This window comes from Acinetobacter sp. TG2027 (assembly GCF_000302435.1).
Lineage (GTDB): Bacteria > Pseudomonadota > Gammaproteobacteria > Pseudomonadales > Moraxellaceae > Acinetobacter > Acinetobacter pittii.
The window spans coordinates 1-18,864 of record NZ_AMJN01000053.1; the positions used below are offsets into that span (position 1 = coordinate 1).

At 40.1% G+C, this 18,864-nt stretch carries 18 protein-coding genes; 11 read left to right on the top strand and 7 right to left on the bottom strand.

Features of this window, described 5'->3' with window-relative positions; all coding sequences use genetic code 11:
• Window positions 1–182: 182 nt before the first annotated feature.
• Window positions 183–416 carry a hypothetical protein gene (locus B806_RS0114090; protein WP_002114518.1) on the bottom strand — a complete coding sequence of 78 codons (234 nt, stop codon included), beginning with the start codon at window positions 414–416 and terminating at the stop codon, window positions 183–185.
• A 286-nt stretch (window positions 417–702) separates the two neighbouring features.
• Here B806_RS0114090 and umuD point away from each other — a divergent pair, with 286 nt between their 5' ends.
• On the top strand, window positions 703–1,314 hold the full coding sequence (gene umuD, locus B806_RS0114095) for a translesion error-prone DNA polymerase V autoproteolytic subunit (protein WP_017386110.1): 612 nt from the start codon (window positions 703–705) through the stop codon (window positions 1,312–1,314).
• Window positions 1,315–1,383: 69 nt separating this feature from the next.
• Here umuD and B806_RS0114100 read toward each other — a convergent pair whose 3' ends face one another.
• Window positions 1,384–1,995, bottom strand: coding sequence for a LysE family translocator (locus tag B806_RS0114100; protein ID WP_017386111.1), 612 nt, complete (start codon window positions 1,993–1,995; stop codon window positions 1,384–1,386).
• Window positions 1,996–2,151: 156 nt separating this feature from the next.
• Between B806_RS0114100 and B806_RS0114105 the strand changes: the two genes are divergently transcribed.
• Complete coding sequence (locus tag B806_RS0114105; RefSeq protein WP_000376211.1) at window positions 2,152–2,607, top strand: Lrp/AsnC family transcriptional regulator; 456 nt, start codon at window positions 2,152–2,154, stop codon at window positions 2,605–2,607.
• Between the two features lie 59 nt (window positions 2,608–2,666).
• On the opposite strand, the gene B806_RS0114110 is transcribed toward B806_RS0114105, so the two are convergent.
• Complete coding sequence (locus B806_RS0114110; protein ID WP_002114289.1) at window positions 2,667–4,283, bottom strand: allantoin permease; 1,617 nt, start codon at window positions 4,281–4,283, stop codon at window positions 2,667–2,669.
• Between the two features lie 195 nt (window positions 4,284–4,478).
• On the opposite strand from B806_RS0114110, the gene B806_RS0114115 reads away from it, so the two are divergent.
• The 3 genes from B806_RS0114115 (at window position 4,479) to B806_RS0114125 (ending at window position 9,326) form a co-directional block, all read left to right on the top strand.
• Window positions 4,479–7,943, top strand: a complete 3,465-nt coding sequence (locus B806_RS0114115; RefSeq protein WP_017386112.1) for an ATP-binding protein — start codon at window positions 4,479–4,481, stop codon at window positions 7,941–7,943.
• Entirely contained in the window at window positions 7,940–8,899 is a 960-nt protein-coding gene (locus B806_RS0114120) for a response regulator transcription factor (protein ID WP_017386113.1), read from the top strand. Before B806_RS0114115 ends, B806_RS0114120 begins: the two co-directional genes overlap by 4 nt.
• Window positions 8,900–9,041: 142 nt before the next feature.
• On the top strand, window positions 9,042–9,326 hold the full coding sequence (locus B806_RS0114125) for a GNAT family N-acetyltransferase (protein ID WP_005069864.1): 285 nt from the start codon (window positions 9,042–9,044) through the stop codon (window positions 9,324–9,326).
• Between the two features lie 106 nt (window positions 9,327–9,432).
• Here B806_RS0114125 and B806_RS19565 read toward each other — a convergent pair whose 3' ends face one another.
• The gene (locus B806_RS19565) at window positions 9,433–9,546 is read right to left on the bottom strand and encodes a hypothetical protein (protein WP_079381051.1); all 114 of its coding nucleotides are present in this window, start codon (window positions 9,544–9,546) and stop codon (window positions 9,433–9,435) included.
• Window positions 9,547–9,610: 64 nt separating this feature from the next.
• Between B806_RS19565 and B806_RS0114130 the strand changes: the two genes are divergently transcribed.
• The 5 genes from B806_RS0114130 (at window position 9,611) to B806_RS0114150 (ending at window position 13,500) form a co-directional block, all read left to right on the top strand.
• Window positions 9,611–10,270 carry an amino acid ABC transporter permease gene (locus B806_RS0114130; protein WP_017386114.1) on the top strand — a complete coding sequence of 220 codons (660 nt, stop codon included), beginning with the start codon at window positions 9,611–9,613 and terminating at the stop codon, window positions 10,268–10,270.
• Complete coding sequence (locus tag B806_RS0114135) at window positions 10,260–10,925, top strand: amino acid ABC transporter permease (RefSeq protein WP_000418065.1); 666 nt, start codon at window positions 10,260–10,262, stop codon at window positions 10,923–10,925. Before B806_RS0114130 ends, B806_RS0114135 begins: the two co-directional genes overlap by 11 nt.
• Window positions 10,926–10,927: 2 nt before the next feature.
• The gene (locus B806_RS0114140; protein WP_001130356.1) at window positions 10,928–11,659 is read left to right on the top strand and encodes an ATP-binding cassette domain-containing protein; all 732 of its coding nucleotides are present in this window, start codon (window positions 10,928–10,930) and stop codon (window positions 11,657–11,659) included.
• Between the two features lie 30 nt (window positions 11,660–11,689).
• Window positions 11,690–12,550: a transporter substrate-binding domain-containing protein gene (locus B806_RS0114145; protein ID WP_000476790.1), complete on the top strand. Its 861-nt coding sequence runs from the start codon at window positions 11,690–11,692 to the stop codon at window positions 12,548–12,550.
• 83 nt (window positions 12,551–12,633) lie between these two features.
• Complete coding sequence (locus tag B806_RS0114150; RefSeq protein WP_017386115.1) at window positions 12,634–13,500, top strand: cysteine ABC transporter substrate-binding protein; 867 nt, start codon at window positions 12,634–12,636, stop codon at window positions 13,498–13,500.
• Window positions 13,501–13,548: 48 nt separating this feature from the next.
• Here B806_RS0114150 and B806_RS0114155 read toward each other — a convergent pair whose 3' ends face one another.
• Window positions 13,549–14,478 (bottom strand): LysR family transcriptional regulator, encoded by a 930-nt coding sequence (locus tag B806_RS0114155; RefSeq protein WP_017386116.1) that lies wholly within the window; start codon window positions 14,476–14,478, stop codon window positions 13,549–13,551.
• 91 nt (window positions 14,479–14,569) lie between these two features.
• Between B806_RS0114155 and B806_RS0114160 the strand changes: the two genes are divergently transcribed.
• Window positions 14,570–15,208: a LysE family translocator gene (locus B806_RS0114160; RefSeq protein WP_017386117.1), complete on the top strand. Its 639-nt coding sequence runs from the start codon at window positions 14,570–14,572 to the stop codon at window positions 15,206–15,208.
• 644 nt (window positions 15,209–15,852) lie between these two features.
• On the opposite strand, the gene B806_RS0114165 is transcribed toward B806_RS0114160, so the two are convergent.
• Both B806_RS0114165 and B806_RS0114170 read right to left on the bottom strand, forming a co-directional pair.
• Window positions 15,853–17,817 carry a family 2A encapsulin nanocompartment cargo protein cysteine desulfurase gene (locus B806_RS0114165; protein WP_017386118.1) on the bottom strand — a complete coding sequence of 655 codons (1,965 nt, stop codon included), beginning with the start codon at window positions 17,815–17,817 and terminating at the stop codon, window positions 15,853–15,855.
• The gene (locus B806_RS0114170) at window positions 17,792–18,724 is read right to left on the bottom strand and encodes a family 2A encapsulin nanocompartment shell protein (protein WP_001107594.1); all 933 of its coding nucleotides are present in this window, start codon (window positions 18,722–18,724) and stop codon (window positions 17,792–17,794) included. Before B806_RS0114170 ends, B806_RS0114165 begins: the two co-directional genes overlap by 26 nt.
• Window positions 18,725–18,864 lie beyond the last annotated feature (140 nt).

An 18,864-nucleotide genomic window follows, 5' to 3' on the forward strand; every position in this document is an offset into this window, starting at 1 on the left:
GGTGGTCGCTCAGGCGGACGAGGTCGTGGTCGCAGCCGTGATGACGACGATGATTATGATGGCCGTGGTCAAAACTCTCGTAATCAAAAACGTGATGCCTACGGACGTTTTACGTCTTAAGCAGAATGTTTTAAAAACAAAGGAGGCTTTTGCCTCCTTTGTTTTTAGCTTGCTTACTGTATTTACTGAGGGAGAGGTTGTAGGCCTTTTACAATATCAAGGTATTCAGAACCGTTTAACCAAAAAGATTTTTTCAAAAAAAGTGTCGTCATAATACTTTCGGCTGCTTCGCTATCTGGATTTTCACAAAATAATCCGTAGCTTTCACCTAAAACCGCATCATTTTCAATTAGGCGGATATAGTAAGCATGTTGCTCATTTGCATAACCTAAAACCGCATCACGTTGATTTTTCATTTCGCATGTCTCCATACCAAAAACTGAATTTAACCAGAATGTTAAGTGTTCAGAATCTCATTTGATAAAAATCAAAAAACAGTCAGCGATAACGACTATTTCGAAATAGGTTTTGATTTTCTTCAAATTGCCATTTTGGTTAAAACATCCCTGTTAAAAGCAAAATGGATTAAAATCTGATCATGAGATTTATTGTTATGCAAAAAAAATATTTCGTCAACTTGAAAATGTAACTTTTTCAAGTTACATTGTTTGTGTAGGATTTGAACAGTGGAATGGAGGCAATATGCCAAAGAAAAAAGAGTTCGAGCATGGCGGTGCACGAGAAAATGCCGGACGTAAAGCACAGTTCAATGAACCCACCAAAGTCATTCGTGTTCCCGAGTCTCAAGTTAACTTTATCAAAAATTGGTTACTGAATAATGTCAAAACCAATAACTTGACCGACTTTAACTCAAAACTTAATGTCCAACAGGTCCACTCGAATAACGATAAAATTTACCACATTCCTTTGGCAACTGAACGTGTTGCGGCAGGTTTTCCTTCACCTGCGCAAGATGATATTGAGCAAGCACTCGATTTAAATGAATATTTAATTAGAAATGAAAATGCCACGTTTATTGTTAAAGCCAATTCGTTGTCTATGTTAGATGCTGGAATTGATATTAATGATCCGCTTATTGTGGACCGTAGCATTCCCGCTAAATCAGGTGATATTGTGATTGCACTCATCGACAATGATTTCACTGTGAAGCGCTTAATGATCGATAGTCAATTTCATCCACCTAAAGTTTGGCTGAAAGCAGAGAACCCTGATTATCAGAATATTTATATTGAAGAGGGGCAAGAACTGGTTATTTGGGGAGTGGTGACTTATAACCTCAAACGAATGAGATAATTTTTTCTTATATTTATTATTTAAGTTACTGACTTGAAATGGAGGCCAGTAACTTTTGTTGAATGACTTTTAAATTTGCCCAATCAATAAGCACGTTGCGATAACAACCATCAAACCACCTGAAAAACGACCAACTAACTGTGCTGCTTGTGGTCTGGTTTTTAAAATAGCCTCTGAACCATAACCTACCATTAAGTAAATTATCGCGCAGCTAATCATGTGTACAAAACCAAAGGCAAGAATTTGTGTTGTCACTGACCATGAAGCAGTAGTATCAATAAATTGAGGAAGCAGGGCTAAAAAGAGCAAAAAAACTTTCGGGTTTAATCCACTCACGTAAACGCCTTTGGTTGCCCAGCTCAACCATGACTGAGCTTTTTCAGAACCAGATTTGTTCGGAGTAGGAGGGGTAAGTAATAAATTTATACCCATCCATAACAAATAAGCAGAACCCGCAACAGTAAGAATCATCAGAGCAGTTGGATTATTTGCTACAAGCAGACCAACACCAGCTGCTACTAATAAAATCGTAATAAAGTGCCCAAATAGCATGCCTGCAACAGCGGGTACGACGACTTTGCCTTTAATCCCTGCCGAAATGGCATAGGCCCAGTCTGCCCCTGGCGTAATAATAAAAAGAATGGAGACACTCCAAAATGCAATAAAAATGTTAAAAGCCATATGCTTATCTCGGCAAACTATTTTCCATAGGTTTCACTCGTGGTTTAGAAAAAATCCCTATTTATGCGAGCTTGTTGAAAATAATATGCTCATGTATTTAGAATGTGCTTTTAAATATTTGCTCATATCACACTTATTTGGGGTAAATTTTTCTAAATGGATCGCACAGATAAAAAGATTCTTGCTGAATTGCAATTAAATGGCCGATTATCTATCACCGAGTTGGCAGAAAAAGTCGGTTTGAGCATTTCACCTTGTCATAGACGAGTGAAGGCTTTAGAAGAGTCAGGAGCTATCAAAGGTTATCGGGCAGAACTCGACCCAAACTTAGTGGGATTTGAATTTTCAGCGATTGTTTTTATTACGCTTAAAGAAGGTGATAAACAGGCAGTCGAGAAGTTTGAAAATGCCGTAATTGATATTCCACAAATTATTCAAGCGCAGCGTTTGTTTGGTGAGCCAGACTATTTACTACATGTGGTCGCTAAAGATTTGCCTGCTTTTCAGCGTTTGTATGATGAAAAATTATCTGCTATTCCAAGTGTGCAACGGCTCATCTCAACCATTGTGATGAAAGATGTAGTGCCTGAACGTTTATTCCCGATTGGCTAAAAATCATCAGGCGTAAAAAAAAAGAAGCTTTAAAGCTTCTTTTTTAGTTTTAAGAATATTTAAGCATCGAGTGTTTTACACAAAGAACAGATCGTACCGTTATGTTTGTGAGAGAACATAATATCTGGGCGCTCGTACCCTTGTTCACATACGCGGCAGTGATAGACGGTAGCAACAGGAGTCCCTTCAGCATCGTAACGTGGTTCTTTAATACCGTCGTCGTGTGACTTAATGTAGTATTTTCCTTTGGTTAATAAGCCCATGATTGGTGTTAATACAAAGGCAAGTACAAGGGCGATAAGCGGTGAGTAAGGCGCCAAGAAACTACCGAGTAAGCCGAAGAATGCTGCAATTGATAAGCCTGCTGATACAAGGAACGCAACCATACCGACAGGGTTTACGTTGTATAGCATGTCACGGCGATATTCCGGCTCTTTCGGTGAAAGTTTTAATACATATTTATTAATTGAAATATCTGTTGCAACAACCACAACCCAAGCAATTGCAAAGTTTGAATAGAACCCTAAGATTTTACCCAGTACCGCGAACATGTTGCCTTCCATCAAAGCAAGCGCAATTGCCAAGTTCACCATCACAAACACAATACGGCCAGGATAATGTTTGCTAATACGAGTGTAGGCACTTGTCCATGCAAGGGAACCAGAGTAAGCATTGGTCACATTAATTTTAATTTGAGAAATAACCACCAAAATCACTGCAAGTGTTAAAGCTGCCCAGCCTGGAAGCATGTCATGAAACGCTGCATTAAACTGTTGAACAGGTTCAGTGCTGTTTACGCCTGGTATTTTAGTAAGTAAATAGAACCCTAAAAATGCCCCAATAATTTGTTTGATTGCCCCTAAAATTACCCAGCCCGGACCCGCTGAAATAACCGCTGCCCACCATGCTTTGCTATTTTCTTTTGTTTTAGCAGGCATGAAGCGTAGATAGTCAATTTGCTCACCAATTTGCATGATTAGGGATAAACATATACCAGCCCCCAGCATGATTGCAGCCATGTCTACAGTTGCAAAACCTTCGTTACCTGTGAAAGTTGCAAACTGGCTGACTAAGGTAGGTTCTTGATAAATCAGATAGGCCACAGGACCAATCATCAGAACGAGCCAAAGCGGGGTAGTCCAGACTTGTAATTTACTTAAGGCTTTCATACCGTAAATCACTAGCGGTATGACCATAACTGTTGAGATGAGATAACCTGCCCAAAGCGGAATGCCTAAACCGAGCAATAACCCTTGCGCCATGATTGAACCTTCAAGGGCAAAGAAAATAAAGGTAAAACTGGCGAAAATGATACTGGTCAGGACTGAGCCGATATAACCGAAACCTGCGCCACGGGTAATCAAGTCAAGATCGATGTTATAGCGCGCTGCGTAGTAGGCTAAAGGAATGCCGGTTAAGAAGATAATAATCGCTGCAAATAAAATGGAGAAAACAGCATTGGTTGTTCCGTAAGACATACCAATACTGGCGCCAATAGAAAAGTCAGCAAGATAGGCAATACCACCAAGAGCAGTAATAGCGACAACTTTGGGACTCCAGCGCCGAAAGCTGTGTGGAGCATAACGTAAAGTATAATCTTCTAAGGTTTCATTCACTGCTTTTTGTGAATCTGTACCTTGCACAGTGTCCAGATTTGGATGTTCAGATACACTCATAACATCAATCTCCCAATCATTTTCGGTCAATCAACACAAATATTGATCATTGTTTTTTGATGGTTTTGAGTGTGTGATTTTTGGGAAAAATTGAAAATACGTTATTTTGCGTATATGTGCGTATTCGAAAAAATCGCCATGATAAATGACTTTTGGCATAAGGATTGCTGGGTTTAATGCAGCCACATGCCAAACATGAGTGTTATGCCAGATTCTTCACGCCTCCAACAAGCGCCACAACGTGTGATCAAAACACGCCGTGAATATAATATTTGGGTGGCAGATGAAAGTATCGAAGATTATGCGCTCCGCTATGCACCTACCTCAGTAAGAAAATGGTCACCTTGGACTGTTACCAATACCGCAATCTCGACCGTTAGCTTTTTAGCGATGGAAGCCATTGGGGCGACCATGCTTTGGCAATATGGCTTTAGCAATGCAGTCTGGGCAGCAATTGTCGTATGTACCATCATATTTTTGACCAGTTGGCCGATTAGTTACTACGCTGCAAAATATAATGTAGACGTCGATTTGCTTACTCGTGGTGCAGGTTTTGGCTACATTGGCTCGACCATTACATCTCTAATTTATGCTAGCTTTACCTTTATTTTACTTGCGTTTGAAGCCGCCATTATGGCGATGGCACTTGAGCTTGCTTTAGGTATCCCACAAGTTATTGGTTACTTAATTTCTGCCTTAGTGATTTTGCCTTTAGTGGTTAAAGGCATTGGTTTTATTAATAAAGTTCAGGCAGTCACTCAGCCAATCTGGCTCTTATTGCTGTTATTACCGTGGTTTTTTGTACTTTGGAAACAGCCACAAATTTTAAGTAGTAGCCTGCATTTTGTTGGGGCGGTTTCAAACTCGACTGATTTTAATCTGTATTACTTTGGTGCGGCGTGCACTCTTATTTTTTCATTTGTGATCCAAATTGGTGAGCAAGCCGACTATTTACGCTTTTTACCCCAACAAGAAAAAAACAGAACCGCATGGCGTTTTGCCGTTTTTTTAGGTGGCCCATCCTGGATTATTTTTGGTTTTCTAAAAGTTCTAATGGGCATGCTGCTGATGGTGCTGGCTTTTCAGCTGTTTATTCCTGTCTCTGAACTAGACAATCCGACTTATCTGTATTGGGTTGCCTATCAACAATTTATTCCAAATCCTCAGCTTGCTTTAATTCTCACATTAGCACTGGTTTGCTTGGCGCAAATTAAAATTAATATGACCAATGCATACGCTGGTTCACTGGCATGGTCCAACTTTTTTGCCCGCTTGACTCATAGTCATCCGGGGCGAATTGTCTGGCTACTTTTTAACGTTTTTATTGCCATTGTTTTGATGGAAATGGGCATTAGCCATGCGGTTGAACGCATTTTGGGACTATATAGCAATATCGCTTTGGCATGGATTGGCGCCGTTGTTGCCGATTTAATTATCTGTAAGCCTTTAGGTTTAAGCCCGAAAGGAATTGAATTTCGCCGTGCTTACTTATATGACATTAATCCCGTAGGCGTGGGCGCCTTACTGATTGCTTCAGTGTTATCGATGCTCAGTTATTTGGGCTTTTTTGGACTCATGGCAAAAGGATTGGCGAGTTTTATTGCTCTAGGGAGTGCAATATTATGCGTTCCTGTCATTGCTTACTTAACCAAAGGCAAATATTACATTGCACGCCAGCCTGAAAAAATTCAGGCAACTTCAGTTGCAAATTGTGTTGTGTGTGAACGAGACTATGAACTTGCAGATATGGCGGGTTGCCCAGCCTATAACGGTACGATTTGCTCTCTATGCTGTTCACTTGAAGCACGCTGTCACGATTTATGTAAACCCGATGCACGTTGGTCAGTACAGCTCAAAAAAGCCATCTGGCACTATTTACCAGAACGTTGGGCTAGCCGTTTAAATAGCAGGGTCAGTTTGTATTTATTACTGACTCTGGGGCTGTCTATTGTTCTGGCAGTGAGTTTAAGTCTGGTTTATATCCAAGAAAAAACCTATTTAGAAACAATCAATGCAGCAGCCGTTCCTCAGTTATTTACGCTGTTTATCAAAATCTACACTATTCTATTTTTATTGATGAGTGTTGCTGCATGGTGGCTCGTCTTAAACGATGAAAGCCGTCGTAATGCCGAAATCGAAACGCATCAGCAAACTGCATTATTGATTGATGAAATTGCTGCCCATGAAGTCACTTCAAAAGACTTACAAGATGCCAGAATTTCAGCAGAACGGGCAAATGATGCAAAAAGCCGTTATGTCATTGGTATTAGTCACGAACTAAGAACGCCTCTAAATAGTATTTTAGGCTATAGCCAATTACTTCAAAAACAAGAGCAGCTTTCAGAACAAGGCAAAATGGCGCTCGGTGTGATTAGCCGTAGTGGGCAGCATTTGACTTCACTAATTGACGGTTTACTAGATTTAGCACGAATTGAAACAGGTAAAATTTCTTTAAATGTGGTGGATGTGCATTTTCCAAATTTTATAGAACAGATTATTCAAATGTTTCAGCCACAGTTTGAACAGAAGAATTTACAGTTTATTTATGAAATTGGAGAGAACCTACCGCACTATGTCCGTACCGACAAAAAACGCTTAGAACAAGTGCTTATCAATTTGCTGGGCAATGCTTTAAAGTTTACGACGAGCGGCACAATTACTTTGAAAGTCGAGTACCGTTTTCAAACGGCTTATTTTGAAATTAGAGATACGGGCTGTGGTATTGCCGAGGCCGATTTAGAGCGAATCTTTAATCCGTTTGAACGGGGTAGCAATGTGGTTCAAGGCGGATTTACCGGAACAGGACTCGGACTACCCATTGTAAAATTGTTAGTCGATTTACTCGGTGGACAGTTATCTGTGAGTAGTCAGCTCAATCAGGGTTCACAATTTAAGATTAAGTTTTACTTACCTTCAAAAGAAGTAGTTCATCCAATTTCTAATGTTTACTCCAACCAAATTACAGGCTATCAAGGCGAACGAAAACGAATTTTGGTTGTTGATAATGAAGCGGTGGACCGAGGCTTAGTCGCTAATTTTCTCAAACCTTTGGGGTTTATTATTGAAGAAGCCGAGTCGGGCATTGACTGTTTAAGACGTGTACCCATTTTTCAACCGAACCTGATTTTGATGGATTTAAATATGCCTTTGATGGGCGGGTGGGAAACAGCGCGATTATTACGTCAGAATAATATTACTAATGTGCCGATCTTAATTATTTCGGCCAATGCAGGAGAGCGCGAAGTCAATCCACAAGATGCCGTCTTAAGTGAGGACTTTATGTTAAAGCCAATCGATCTTAATTTGTTGCTGAGTAAAATTGGAGATAAGTTGGGCTTGGTATGGATTGATTTTAAATCGGAAGCACACCTTGAAAATAATGAAGTTCAAGCGCTTGATTTAAACGTGTTTAAGCAGGAGCAAGCTGCTGTTCATACACCAATCCAGCAACCAGAAGATAATAATTTGCTCGATTTATCGCAAAGCTTGCAGCAATTAAATGATTTGATTGGACAAGGTTATATCCGTGGAATTCAACAGACTTTAACGCAATGCCGTCAAAATTTTCCGGAGCATAACGAGTTATGGGAACAGCTTGAACAGGCTATTCAAAAGTTTGATTTAAAACACGCCCAACGATTAATTCAGGATAAGCAATGAGTACGCAACATGTTTCTTTTCAGCAAGCTTCGCCAAACGAGCAGGCTGTTATTCTGATTGTGGATGATGTACCAGAAAATTTAGGCTTGCTACATGAAAGTCTGGATCAGGCCGGTTATCGCGTGCTTGTCACAACTGATGGGTTAAGTGCAATTGAAATTGCCCACCGATGCTTACCAGATATGATTTTACTCGATGGCAATATGCCACACATGGATGGTTTTGAAAGTTGCATACAGCTTAAAGCAAGTCCAATTACACAGTTTATTCCCGTCATTTTTATGACAGGCCTGTCGGAAACAGAGCATATTGTGCGTGGTTTTCAGGTCGGCGGGGTGGACTATGTAACCAAGCCTCTGAATATTGAAGAAGTATTAGCAAGGGTAAAAACACATTTGGCACATGCGAAACTGTTGCAACAACAAAAACAGGTGATTGATGCAACGGAAACAGCCATTCTTGCGCTAGATGTTCACGGTAAAATTGTTTGGAAAACCCAAAAGGCTAATGATCTACTGAATCAATATTTACCTGAATTAGAGGGCTTTGAAGCAGGCTTAAAAGCTTGGTTTTCAGATTTGGAACATGAAAAAGACCCCAAAAAATTAACAAGCTGTTCTTATTCAACGCCATCTCAGCAATTACAGCTTTTATTGCTTACGCCGTGGCAAACTGAACCAAGTGTGGCAAAAAATTATCTGATACAGATTAAGACTTCTACGCCAGCTTTGGAAATGGCTGATATTTTAAAATATTGCCCGCAGTTGACTCAACGTGAGGCAGAAGTCATGCACTGGTTATTGCTAGGAAAAACCAATAAAGATATTGCAGAAATTTTGGAGCTTAGCCCACGGACAGTGAACAAGCATTTAGAGCATATTTTTGAAAAACTTTGCGTTGAAAATAGAACCGCTGCGGTGGCGCATATTAATAGCTTGGTGCAAGAGTTTCACTAATTTAATTGACGATTGTATTTAAAAAGCATACAGACTCACTGCTAAAAATAGTCTATTTTTTTACACTTAAATTTGTTCTTATAGATAAAGATATATAAAGTCATTTTTAAATAAATTTGAGCCATAATACGAGGAATTCATTGTGAATATTCAACAAAAAGATGATGCAAAACACGGCAGCTTTAGCTTACTTGATGGTGAAACCGTTGCGGGTGAAATGACTTATACATGGGCAGGCGAAGGCATGCTGATTATTGACGCTACAGATGTAAATGAAAATTATCGGGGACAAGGCGTAGGTCGCCAATTACTTGATGCTTTGGTGGCTTTTGTTCGTGAAAAAGACGTAAAAGTAATTCCACTTTGCCCATATGCAAAATCGGTTTTTGATAAAGACCCAAGCATTGGTGATGTACTTAGAAAATAAACAATAGATTAAAAATCATTTTATAAAAATCGGGCGTTGGTGTCCGATTTTTTATTGGCTTTATTATTCATCTTTGTTTTAGTGAATATGTTTTAAGCAGTTGTATTCAACTGATTTGAAGGTTTTCGATTGCCAAATCGAATTTATCAAACTTATAGAAAAGCTTATCTAATAAAAATAGTTTTAGACCAATTGGGAAAAAAATAAACTCTTTGCACAAATATTTAATGGCTGACGAAAGCTAAATATTTATAACGTTTTAATATTATTTTTTGGAATTTTCCTTGAACTGGCAGTATATCCATAGTGTGTTGCCGCAATTTTTCTCTGCAACTTTGACCACGCTGAAAATTTCAATTATCAGTATTATTTTGGCAATTATTGTAGGGCTAATTTGCAGCATTTTAATCACATATCGCGTGCGGGTGCTAAATAGAATTGCCCAGTTCTATATTGAGTTATCTCGAAATACCCCTTTATTAATTCAACTGTTCTTTTTGTATTACGGTTTGCCAAAACTCGGTATAAAAATCGATGGTTTCGCTTGTGGTGTGATCGGATTGACCTTTTTAGGCGGAAGCTATATGGCTGAAGCTTTCCGAGCAGGTTTGCAGTCTGTTGCTAAAGGGCAGATTGACTCAGCAAAAAGTATTGGTCTACAACCGATTCAAATTTTTAGATATGTCATTTTTCCTCAAGCACTGGCTATTTCAATTCCGGCAATAGGGGCAAATTGCCTATTTTTGATTAAAGAAAGTTCTGTGGTCAGTGCAATTGCTGTCGTTGAACTGCTTTTTGTCACCAAAGACTTAATTGGCATGGACTATAAAACCACAGAAGCTTTGTTTTTACTCATCATGGCCTATCTCATTATTTTATTGCCCGTGTCTATTTTAACCAGCTATCTGGAGTACAGAAGTCGGAAGGTGAGCCATGGAACTTGATTATCTATTTCAAGCGAGTCACCTCGAACGTTTAATGTGGGGACTTTGGGCAACTGCAAAAATTGCTTTTATTTCGGTGTTTTTCTCTGCAATTTTCGGCACAGTTTTCGGCGTCATTATGACCTCAAAAAATATAGTCGTTAAAGCACTGTGCCGCCTGTACTTAGAAGCCATTCGAATCATTCCGATTTTAGTTTTGCTGTTTGTGTTTTATTTCGGCTTTGCGACATGGTTTAACTGGCAGTTTTCAGCAATGTGGGTGTGCATTGTTGTGTTTGTTTTATGGGGTACGGCAGAAATGGGCGATTTGGTTCGTGCAGCCATTACTTCAATTGATCAGCATCAACGCGATTCGGCCTATGCGCTCGGACTAACTCATGTTCAAGCCTTGGTCTATGTCATTTTTCCGCAAAGTCTAAAACGAGTAACACCAGGCGCGATTAACTTATTTACCCGAATGGTGAAAACCAGCTCTTTAGCAGTCCTGATTGGTGTGGTTGAAGTCATTAAAGTTGGCCAGCAAATTATTGAAAATTCGCTGTTGACCGTGCCAAGCGCTTCTCTTTGGATTTATGGCTTTATTTTTATTTTGTATTTTCTGATTTGCTATCCCTTATCTCGTTTGGCGGCACATTTGGAAAAGGTCTGGGAGTAATTATGCCTTTGTTATCGATACAACAATTACAGAAATCATTTGCACAAAGTCATATTTTACAGGGCATTGATCTGGATGTAGAACAAGGAGAGGTGGTTGTTATTTTAGGTCCATCGGGCTGTGGGAAAAGTACATTATTGCGCTGTATTAATGGCTTAGAACCGATTCAGGGTGGTGAAATCCGTTTAAAAGGCTCAGGTGTGCTTGGTAAAGACGTGGACTGGACTAATGCTCGTCAAAAAATTGGCATGGTTTTTCAGAACTATGAGCTATTTGGGCATATGAACGTCATCGACAATATTTTGCTCGGGCCACTTAAAGTACAAAAACGTCACCGCGATGAAGCAGAACAAGTAGCAGATGAGTTGTTAAAGCGAGTCGGGCTTTTTGAGCGAAAACTTGATTATCCACGACAACTTTCTGGTGGACAAAAACAGCGTATTGCCATTGTTCGTTCACTGGTCATGCAACCTCAAGTGATTTTACTTGATGAAATTACCGCTGCGCTTGATCCGGAAATGGTTAGGGAAGTGCTCGATGTAGTACTTAAGTTAGCGAACGAAGGAATGACCATGTTGATTGTGACACATGAGATGTCCTTTGCACGCAAGGTTGCCGACCGCATTATTTTTATGGATAAGGGCAAGATTATTGAACAGGCTTCACCAGAAGAATTTTTTGAACAGCCGAAAACAGAACGAGCGAAAGCTTTCTTAAATATTTTGTCGTACTAAATTTTTATTATTTGAATCATGAGGAAGTGAATGTTTAAACGTAATTCAATAAAAATATTAAGCAGTCTTGCCGTTGCTGGGGTGTTATTAACTGCATGTAGTAAAACACCATCAACTGAACAGGCAAGTAATGCTCAAGAAGACCATTCTTTAGAACAAGTCAAAAAAAATGGGGTTCTACGCGTTGCTGTTTTTGCCGATGATCCGCCGTTTGGTTATGTAGATAGTGCGGGGAATAATCAGGGCTTTGATGTGGCTCTAGCAAAACGGGTGACTAAAGATTTGCTTGGTGATGAAAAGAAAGTTGAGTTTATTGTGACTGAAGCTTCAAATCGGGTGGAGTTTTTAAAATCAAATCGTGCCGATGTGGTGTTCGCGACATTTACAGTAACCCCTGAACGTAAGGAAGTTGTCGATTTTGCCGAGCCTTATTTAAAAGGGGCTTTTGGGATTGTCTCGCCTAAAGCTAAGCCGATTACAGACATTGCCCAGTTAGAAGGTAAGACCTTAATTGTAAATAAAGGCACAAGTTCGGATACCTACTTTACCAAGCATTATCCAAAAGTGAATTTACTCAAGTTTGAAAGAAACTCGGATGCCTTTAAAGCCTTAACAGATGGTCGTGGTGACGCGATTTCACAAGATAGTACCTATGCTTTGGCATGGGCCGCGAAAAACCCAAGTTATGTTGCAGGTATTCAGTCTATTGGTGATCAAGAGTTTATTGCACCAGCGGTTAAAAAGGGCAATACCCAACTATTGAATTGGCTCAATACTGAAATTAAGCAGCTCAGAACAAGCGGTGAAATTAAGAAAATCTATGATGAAACCTTGAAACCAATTTACGGCGACTCGGTCAATCCGAATGTGTTTTTAGATGTAGGCCAATAATTTTCGATATCGCTAGAGCAGTGCCTAAAAGTAGGCGCTGCTATTTTTAAATAAGACTTTTACAAGAACGATAGGGTGAAATAATGACAACATTAACATTTCAAAACGTGAAGCATATTTTAGCTGCATCTTTCCTGAGTTTGGGTTTAGTTGCATGTGACAAAGGAACTCAATCTACTGAAAAAACGGCCGATACCACACAAACTACGTCAAGTATTGAACAGATCAAAAAGAATGGTGTGGTACGAATTGGTGTATTTAGTGATAAACCGCCGTTTGGATATTTAGATGCTCAAGGTAAAAATCAGGGTTTTGATGTAGAGATTGCTAAGCATGTCGCTAAAGATCTGCTGGGTGACGAAAACAAAGTTGAGTTTGTTTTAACTGAAGCGGCTAATCGTGTTGAATATTTAAAAGCCAATAAAGTGGATATTATTTTTGCCAACTTTACCGTTACACCAGAACGTAAAGAAGTAGTCGATTTTGCTAAGCCTTATTTAAAAGTTGCTTTGGGGGTGGTTTCTCCTAAAAGTCATCCGATTACCGATGTTGCTCAACTTAAAGATAAAACTTTGTTGGTGAATAAGGGTACAACGGCTGATTCATTCTTCACCAAGACTCATCCTGAAGTTAAACTACAAAAGTATGAGCAAAACACTGAAACTTTTGATGCTTTAAAAGATGGCCGTGGCGCTGCGCTTGCCCATGATAACTTGCTGGTTTTAGCGTGGGCTAAGGAAAATCCAAATTACACTGTTGGCATTACCAATTTAGGTGAGCAGGACTTAATTGCACCAGCAGTGAAAAAAGGTGATAAAGAGTTGCTGGACTGGTTGAATCAAGATTTAGAGAAATTGGCAAAAGAAGGCGTGATTCATCAGGCTTATGAAAAGACGTTAAAACCAGTCTATGGCGATACGATTAATCCAAAAGATCTATTGGTTGAATAATTCTAATAAAGAGGACTCTAGACAGGATTTGCTCGAGTTAGGAGCCGACTAGATTTTTAAAGTCGGCTCTGCTGCTAGTTTATCTGCCAAATATTGAATCAACACACTCAATTTAGGCGGGACATGCCTTGTCGGTGGGTAAAGTAACCACAGCCCACCACTGTAATAGGTTTTAAAATACCAATCTGGTAAAACCTGAACTAAGGTACCTTGTTGTAAAGCATGGCGTGCAACGAAGTATGGCAAGCTCGCAATACCTAAATGTTGTAATGCGGCACTCAAACGCACACCCGTATGATTTGCAGCATAACGCCCACGCACAGCCACACTGATCGATTTATTTCCTTGTTGAAATTTCCATTTTGAGTCACTGGCTTGCTCACCCAAGTAGATACATTCATGCTGCTTTAAATCATGAGGGTGGTTCGGTATACCATGCTTGGCCAAATACTCAGGCGTAGCACAAACCAAGTGATCAATATCAATGAGTTTTCGGCCCATAAGACCACCTGGTGGTTGCTCTGTAATTCGAAGTGCTAAATCGACGCCATCATCAATGAGATCTACATAGCGATCTTCTAAAAGCATCTGTATATCAATTTTAGGGTAGCGTTCTAAAAATTCGGGTAAATGCGGATGAATCATAAAATGTCCCACAGCTTTTGGAACACTCATACGAATAATACCTTCTGGTTCAACATGAAATTGACCCGAACTTTCCATGACTGCTTGTGCCGCATTCACCATATCTAAACAACGTTGATAAACCTGTTGTCCACTTTCACTTAAACGAAGTTTCCGTGTGGTCCGATAGAGTAAGCGAGTGCCTAAAGCACGTTCTAAACGAGCAATCGCGCGGCTGACAGCAGAAGGTGTTGTACCAAGCTGGCGGGCAGTTTCAGAAAAACTTTCCGATTCGACAACCTTAACGAAAGTCGCCATTTCATTTAACAGAATCAGACTTTGATTTGTGCTCATGAGGCAAAAGTTATTTGGATTTTGATTGGATTATCGCGTCTAAAAAATCGCAATACAATCTTTTAGGTGATTTTCAGGAAACTAAATTGTTATGTGGCAGTTGTATGGACATGAGTTTTTAACGCTAGCTCTTATTCATTTTATGGCGGTGATTTTACCGGGACCAGATTTTGTGATTACGGTCAGACAAAGTGTACGTTATGGTTATTTGATTGGATGTCTAACCGCAATTGGTATTGGTGTTGGGATTTCGGTTCATGTCTTTTATACCTTGGTTGGGATTGGTTTTTTGATTCAACAAAGTGAATGGCTCATGTCACTGATCAGAACAGCGGGAGCAGCTTACTTAGTGTATTTAGGATGGCAGTGTTTACGTAGCCAGCCGAATACCAATATTGAGATTAATGGCTCAGCAGACAGTGATACGCCGAGTTTATTTAAAGCTTTTACTATGGGTTTTCTTACCAATGCGTTAAACCCAAAAGCTACTATCTTTTTTCTGGCAATTTTTACGACAATTGTGAGTACAACCACACCAATGAAAGTTCAGGTTTTTTATGGGGTCTGGATGTGTATGGTTAATGCCATTTGGTTTATGGTGGTGAGTGTGCTGTTTGCTCAGCCTATCGTACGTAAAAGATTTTTGGAGTTTGGGGTTTATTTTGAGAGGGTGATGGGATTGTTGTTAATTGGAATTGCATTGAGATTGATTTGGGGATTGTTTAATTAAGCTGGATATCTATTAATATTTCCTCTGGTTAAAGTCATCTGCAAGTTTTTAGACTAGCACAACGGAGTCCATACTTGCATTTGCTAGTGCTAAATTTCATCCACAGCCTGCCCATAATTTATAAAGATAATGTATTTGCAATATTTTTTGAAAAATGAAAACAGAGAACAGGTTCTGTGGATGAGAAAGTTTTTGGTTACTTTTTTAAAAGTAACAGAATTAGCTACTTTCTTTGGAGACAAAACGGTAAGACTCCGCCGTGATAACCACTAATAATTTTTAGCTCAACCTAAAGTCATCTGCGAACTATTGCATAGCACGACAGAGTATTATCGCTTAAAGTTTTAATTTCTTCAGTCGCCTTCGGCTGGACTTACTTTGGTTTCGCTCTGAGAAGCGTCTAAAGCTTCGTAAGAGCAAAAGCATTGTCATCTGCAAAACCTGTCGACTTATTTCATTTAACTAGTGTTTCACAGAAAAAGAATCTTTTTGATGCTACGCAGGTTGCAGACGACTTTTGCTCGAGTAAATGTGGTGCTAGGACTATTTGAGTTTTAATAGTTTCCTCATTGAAAAATTGAATTTTAATGATGGCAAATTAATTATAAAAAAGACCGCTCGAAAGCAGTCTTTTTTTAATAAATTTAACTCGTACGTCGATTACGCGTGAGTTGATGTAACACCGAAACCAATAAATCAATTTCTTCCGTCGTATTATAAAAAGCCAAAGACGGACGCACGGTCTGTTCTACACCAAAACGACGTAAAATTGGCTGTGCACAGTGATGGCCAGAACGTACGGCAATACCATGTTGATTTAAAGCTTTACCGACTTGTTCGGTTGAATAGCCTTGTAAAGTAAAGGACATCACACTGGCTTTATGATGTGCCGTTCCGATCAGACGTAAACCAGACACACTACTCAGTGCATTTTGACCATATTCGAGTAGATCATGTTCATAGCGAGCAATGTTATGAATACCTAGACTTTCTACATATTCAAGTGCAGCACCTAAGCCAACAGCATCGGCAATATTTCCAGTTCCAGCTTCAAACTTGTTGGGTGCAGGTTGGTAAACTACTTGTTCGAAGGTCACATCTTGAATCATGTTGCCGCCGCCTTCCCAAACAGGCATGCTTTCAAGTAGTTCTGGTTTTGCATAGACCACACCAATACCCGTTGGACCAAATACTTTATGTCCAGAAAATACAAAAAAGTCTGCATCGAGAGCTTGTACATCGGTAGGGATGTGCGAAACAGATTGCGCGCCGTCAACTAAAACACGTACACCTTTGGCATGGGCAATTTTAATGACTTCAGCAACAGGTGTGACTGTTCCTAAAGCATTCGAAACTTGAGTAATTGACAGCAGTTTAGTGCGCTCATTAATCAGTTTTGGCAGCTCTTCTAAAATAATCTGACCCGTGTCATCAACAGGAATGACTCGTAATTTCGCTCCAGTTTTTTTAGTGAGTTGATACCAAGGCACAATATTGGCATGGTGTTCTAAGTGAGAGACAATAATTTCATCACCTTCACCAATATTTTGCTCACCCCATGTTTTTGCAATCAGGTTAATCCCTTCGGTGGTGCCTCGTACAAAGATAATCTCTTTGGAAGAGGGTGCACCAATAAATCGAGCAACCACATTTCGCGCATGTTCATAGGCATCGGTTGCACGAGCTGCTAACTCATGTGCAGCACGGTGAATATTTGAGTTTTCATGCTGATAAAAATAAGCAATCCGATCAATCACACGTTGCGGTTTTTGTGTGGTCGCTGCATTATCAAACCAGACCAAAGGTCGACCGTTGACGCGTTCCTGTAAAATTGGGAAATCACGACGTATGGCATATACATCGAGTGGTTGAGCACTACTTGCTACAAAAGTGGGTTGTGATGGTTGATAGTGACTATAACTTTGTCCACTTTGAGGCAAGTCTAAAAAATAAAATGCAGAGCTTGTTGAACTTTGGGTAGGTGTGTTCGTTGCAAAACGATCTTCCGTCAGTAATGACTTGAGCTGGTCACCATGTGGCAACTGAAAAGACTGTGCAACCGAATAATTATTATCTTCAACCCCTTTAACAGATGGTTCTATTGCATTCGGAGCAGAGAAATCATTTAAAAAATAATAAGGTGATTCACCTGCACCAGTGGGTAAGTTTGGTTCAATGCGTGGCACATTTGGTTCACTATGAGCAGCTTGTGGCAAATGTGGTTCAAATGGTGGGCGTGGCAAATTAGCTCCACCCACCACAGGCGCAGATGCTACAATTCGGCGTTCAGGGTAGTCGGGCAAATTTGGAATATGCTCAGGATATTCCGGATTGAGACTTTTCTGAAAGGCGATATTGGGCGCGCGACCACTGAGTGCAGAAAATGGTTCACCCGGTTGTGGTGGGTGCGGTGGTGCTCCGACAGGTAAATCCAAGTTAAGGCCCGATGGAGAAGTCGAACTGCTTGAGCTTGGCACTGCTGAAAAAAACTCATTAGCAAGTCGAGCAATGGTGGACTCATCAGGGAAGTTGGCTGGTGGGTTAACACCAGTCACTTCAGGCCCCGTTGGACTACCTTGCAGATTACTTGTAGTTAACTGGGTAGTCATGATATTTGTCCACCTCCACATCATCTAACACTGCCAAAGCATCGTCTGTTAATACTGCAAGTGAGCAATATAACGAGATTAGATACGACGCAATCGCGTTACGGTTGATTCCCATAAAACGTACTGAAAGCCCCGGTGACTGTTCACCCGCAAGACCCGGTTGGAACAAACCAACAATCCCTTGACGCTTTTCACCAACACGAAGCAGCAAGATTTTAGTTTTGCCATCTTCTACAGGAATTTTATTTGATGGAATAAGTGGAATTCCGCGCCATGTAATGAACTGCGAACCAAACAGACTAACCGTTGGAGGCGGTACACCACGGCGTGTACATTCACGGCCAAATGCTGCAATCGCATCAGGGTGTGCTAGGAAAAATCCCGGTTCTTTCCAGACTTTACGTAGCAAATCATCAAGATCATCAGGAGTAGGTGGGCCATTTAAAGTCGAAATACGTTGGTCATCTGTCACACTTGCCAGTAAACCGTATTCCGGGTTATTGATAAGCTCACTTTCTTGACGTTCTTTAATGGTTTCAATGGTTAAGCGAAGCTGTTCTTTAATTTGGTCATGTGGGCTGCTGTAAAGGTCGGCAACGCGTGTATGTACATCTAAAACAGTAGATACACCATTTAAAAAGTATTCGCGTGGCTCTGGGTCATAATCAACAAAAGTCTGAGGTAAAGTTGCTTCATCACGTTGTGTACAAGCCACCTGAATATCATCGGTATTATTGACACGGTTTAGGCGATAAATACCTGCTTCAACAGGAATCCACTGAAGTAAGTGAGTCAGCCAGCGGGGAGTAATCGTGGAAAGTTGGGGAGCTGTCTTGGTCGCATTAGCCAGTTGACGCGCTGCGTGGTCCCCAAGTGCAAGTTGGGCTTTGTCTGTATTTTTCGCCATGAATCATTTTTCCTTATTACATTGGCTTTTTGAAAATAAAAATTCTAGGATGCATATAAACTAGAATTAGTTCTGGTTTTAAAATTAAAATCGCGTTATAAATTTTTTAAATACTGAGCTTATTAATGAGTTATCTATTT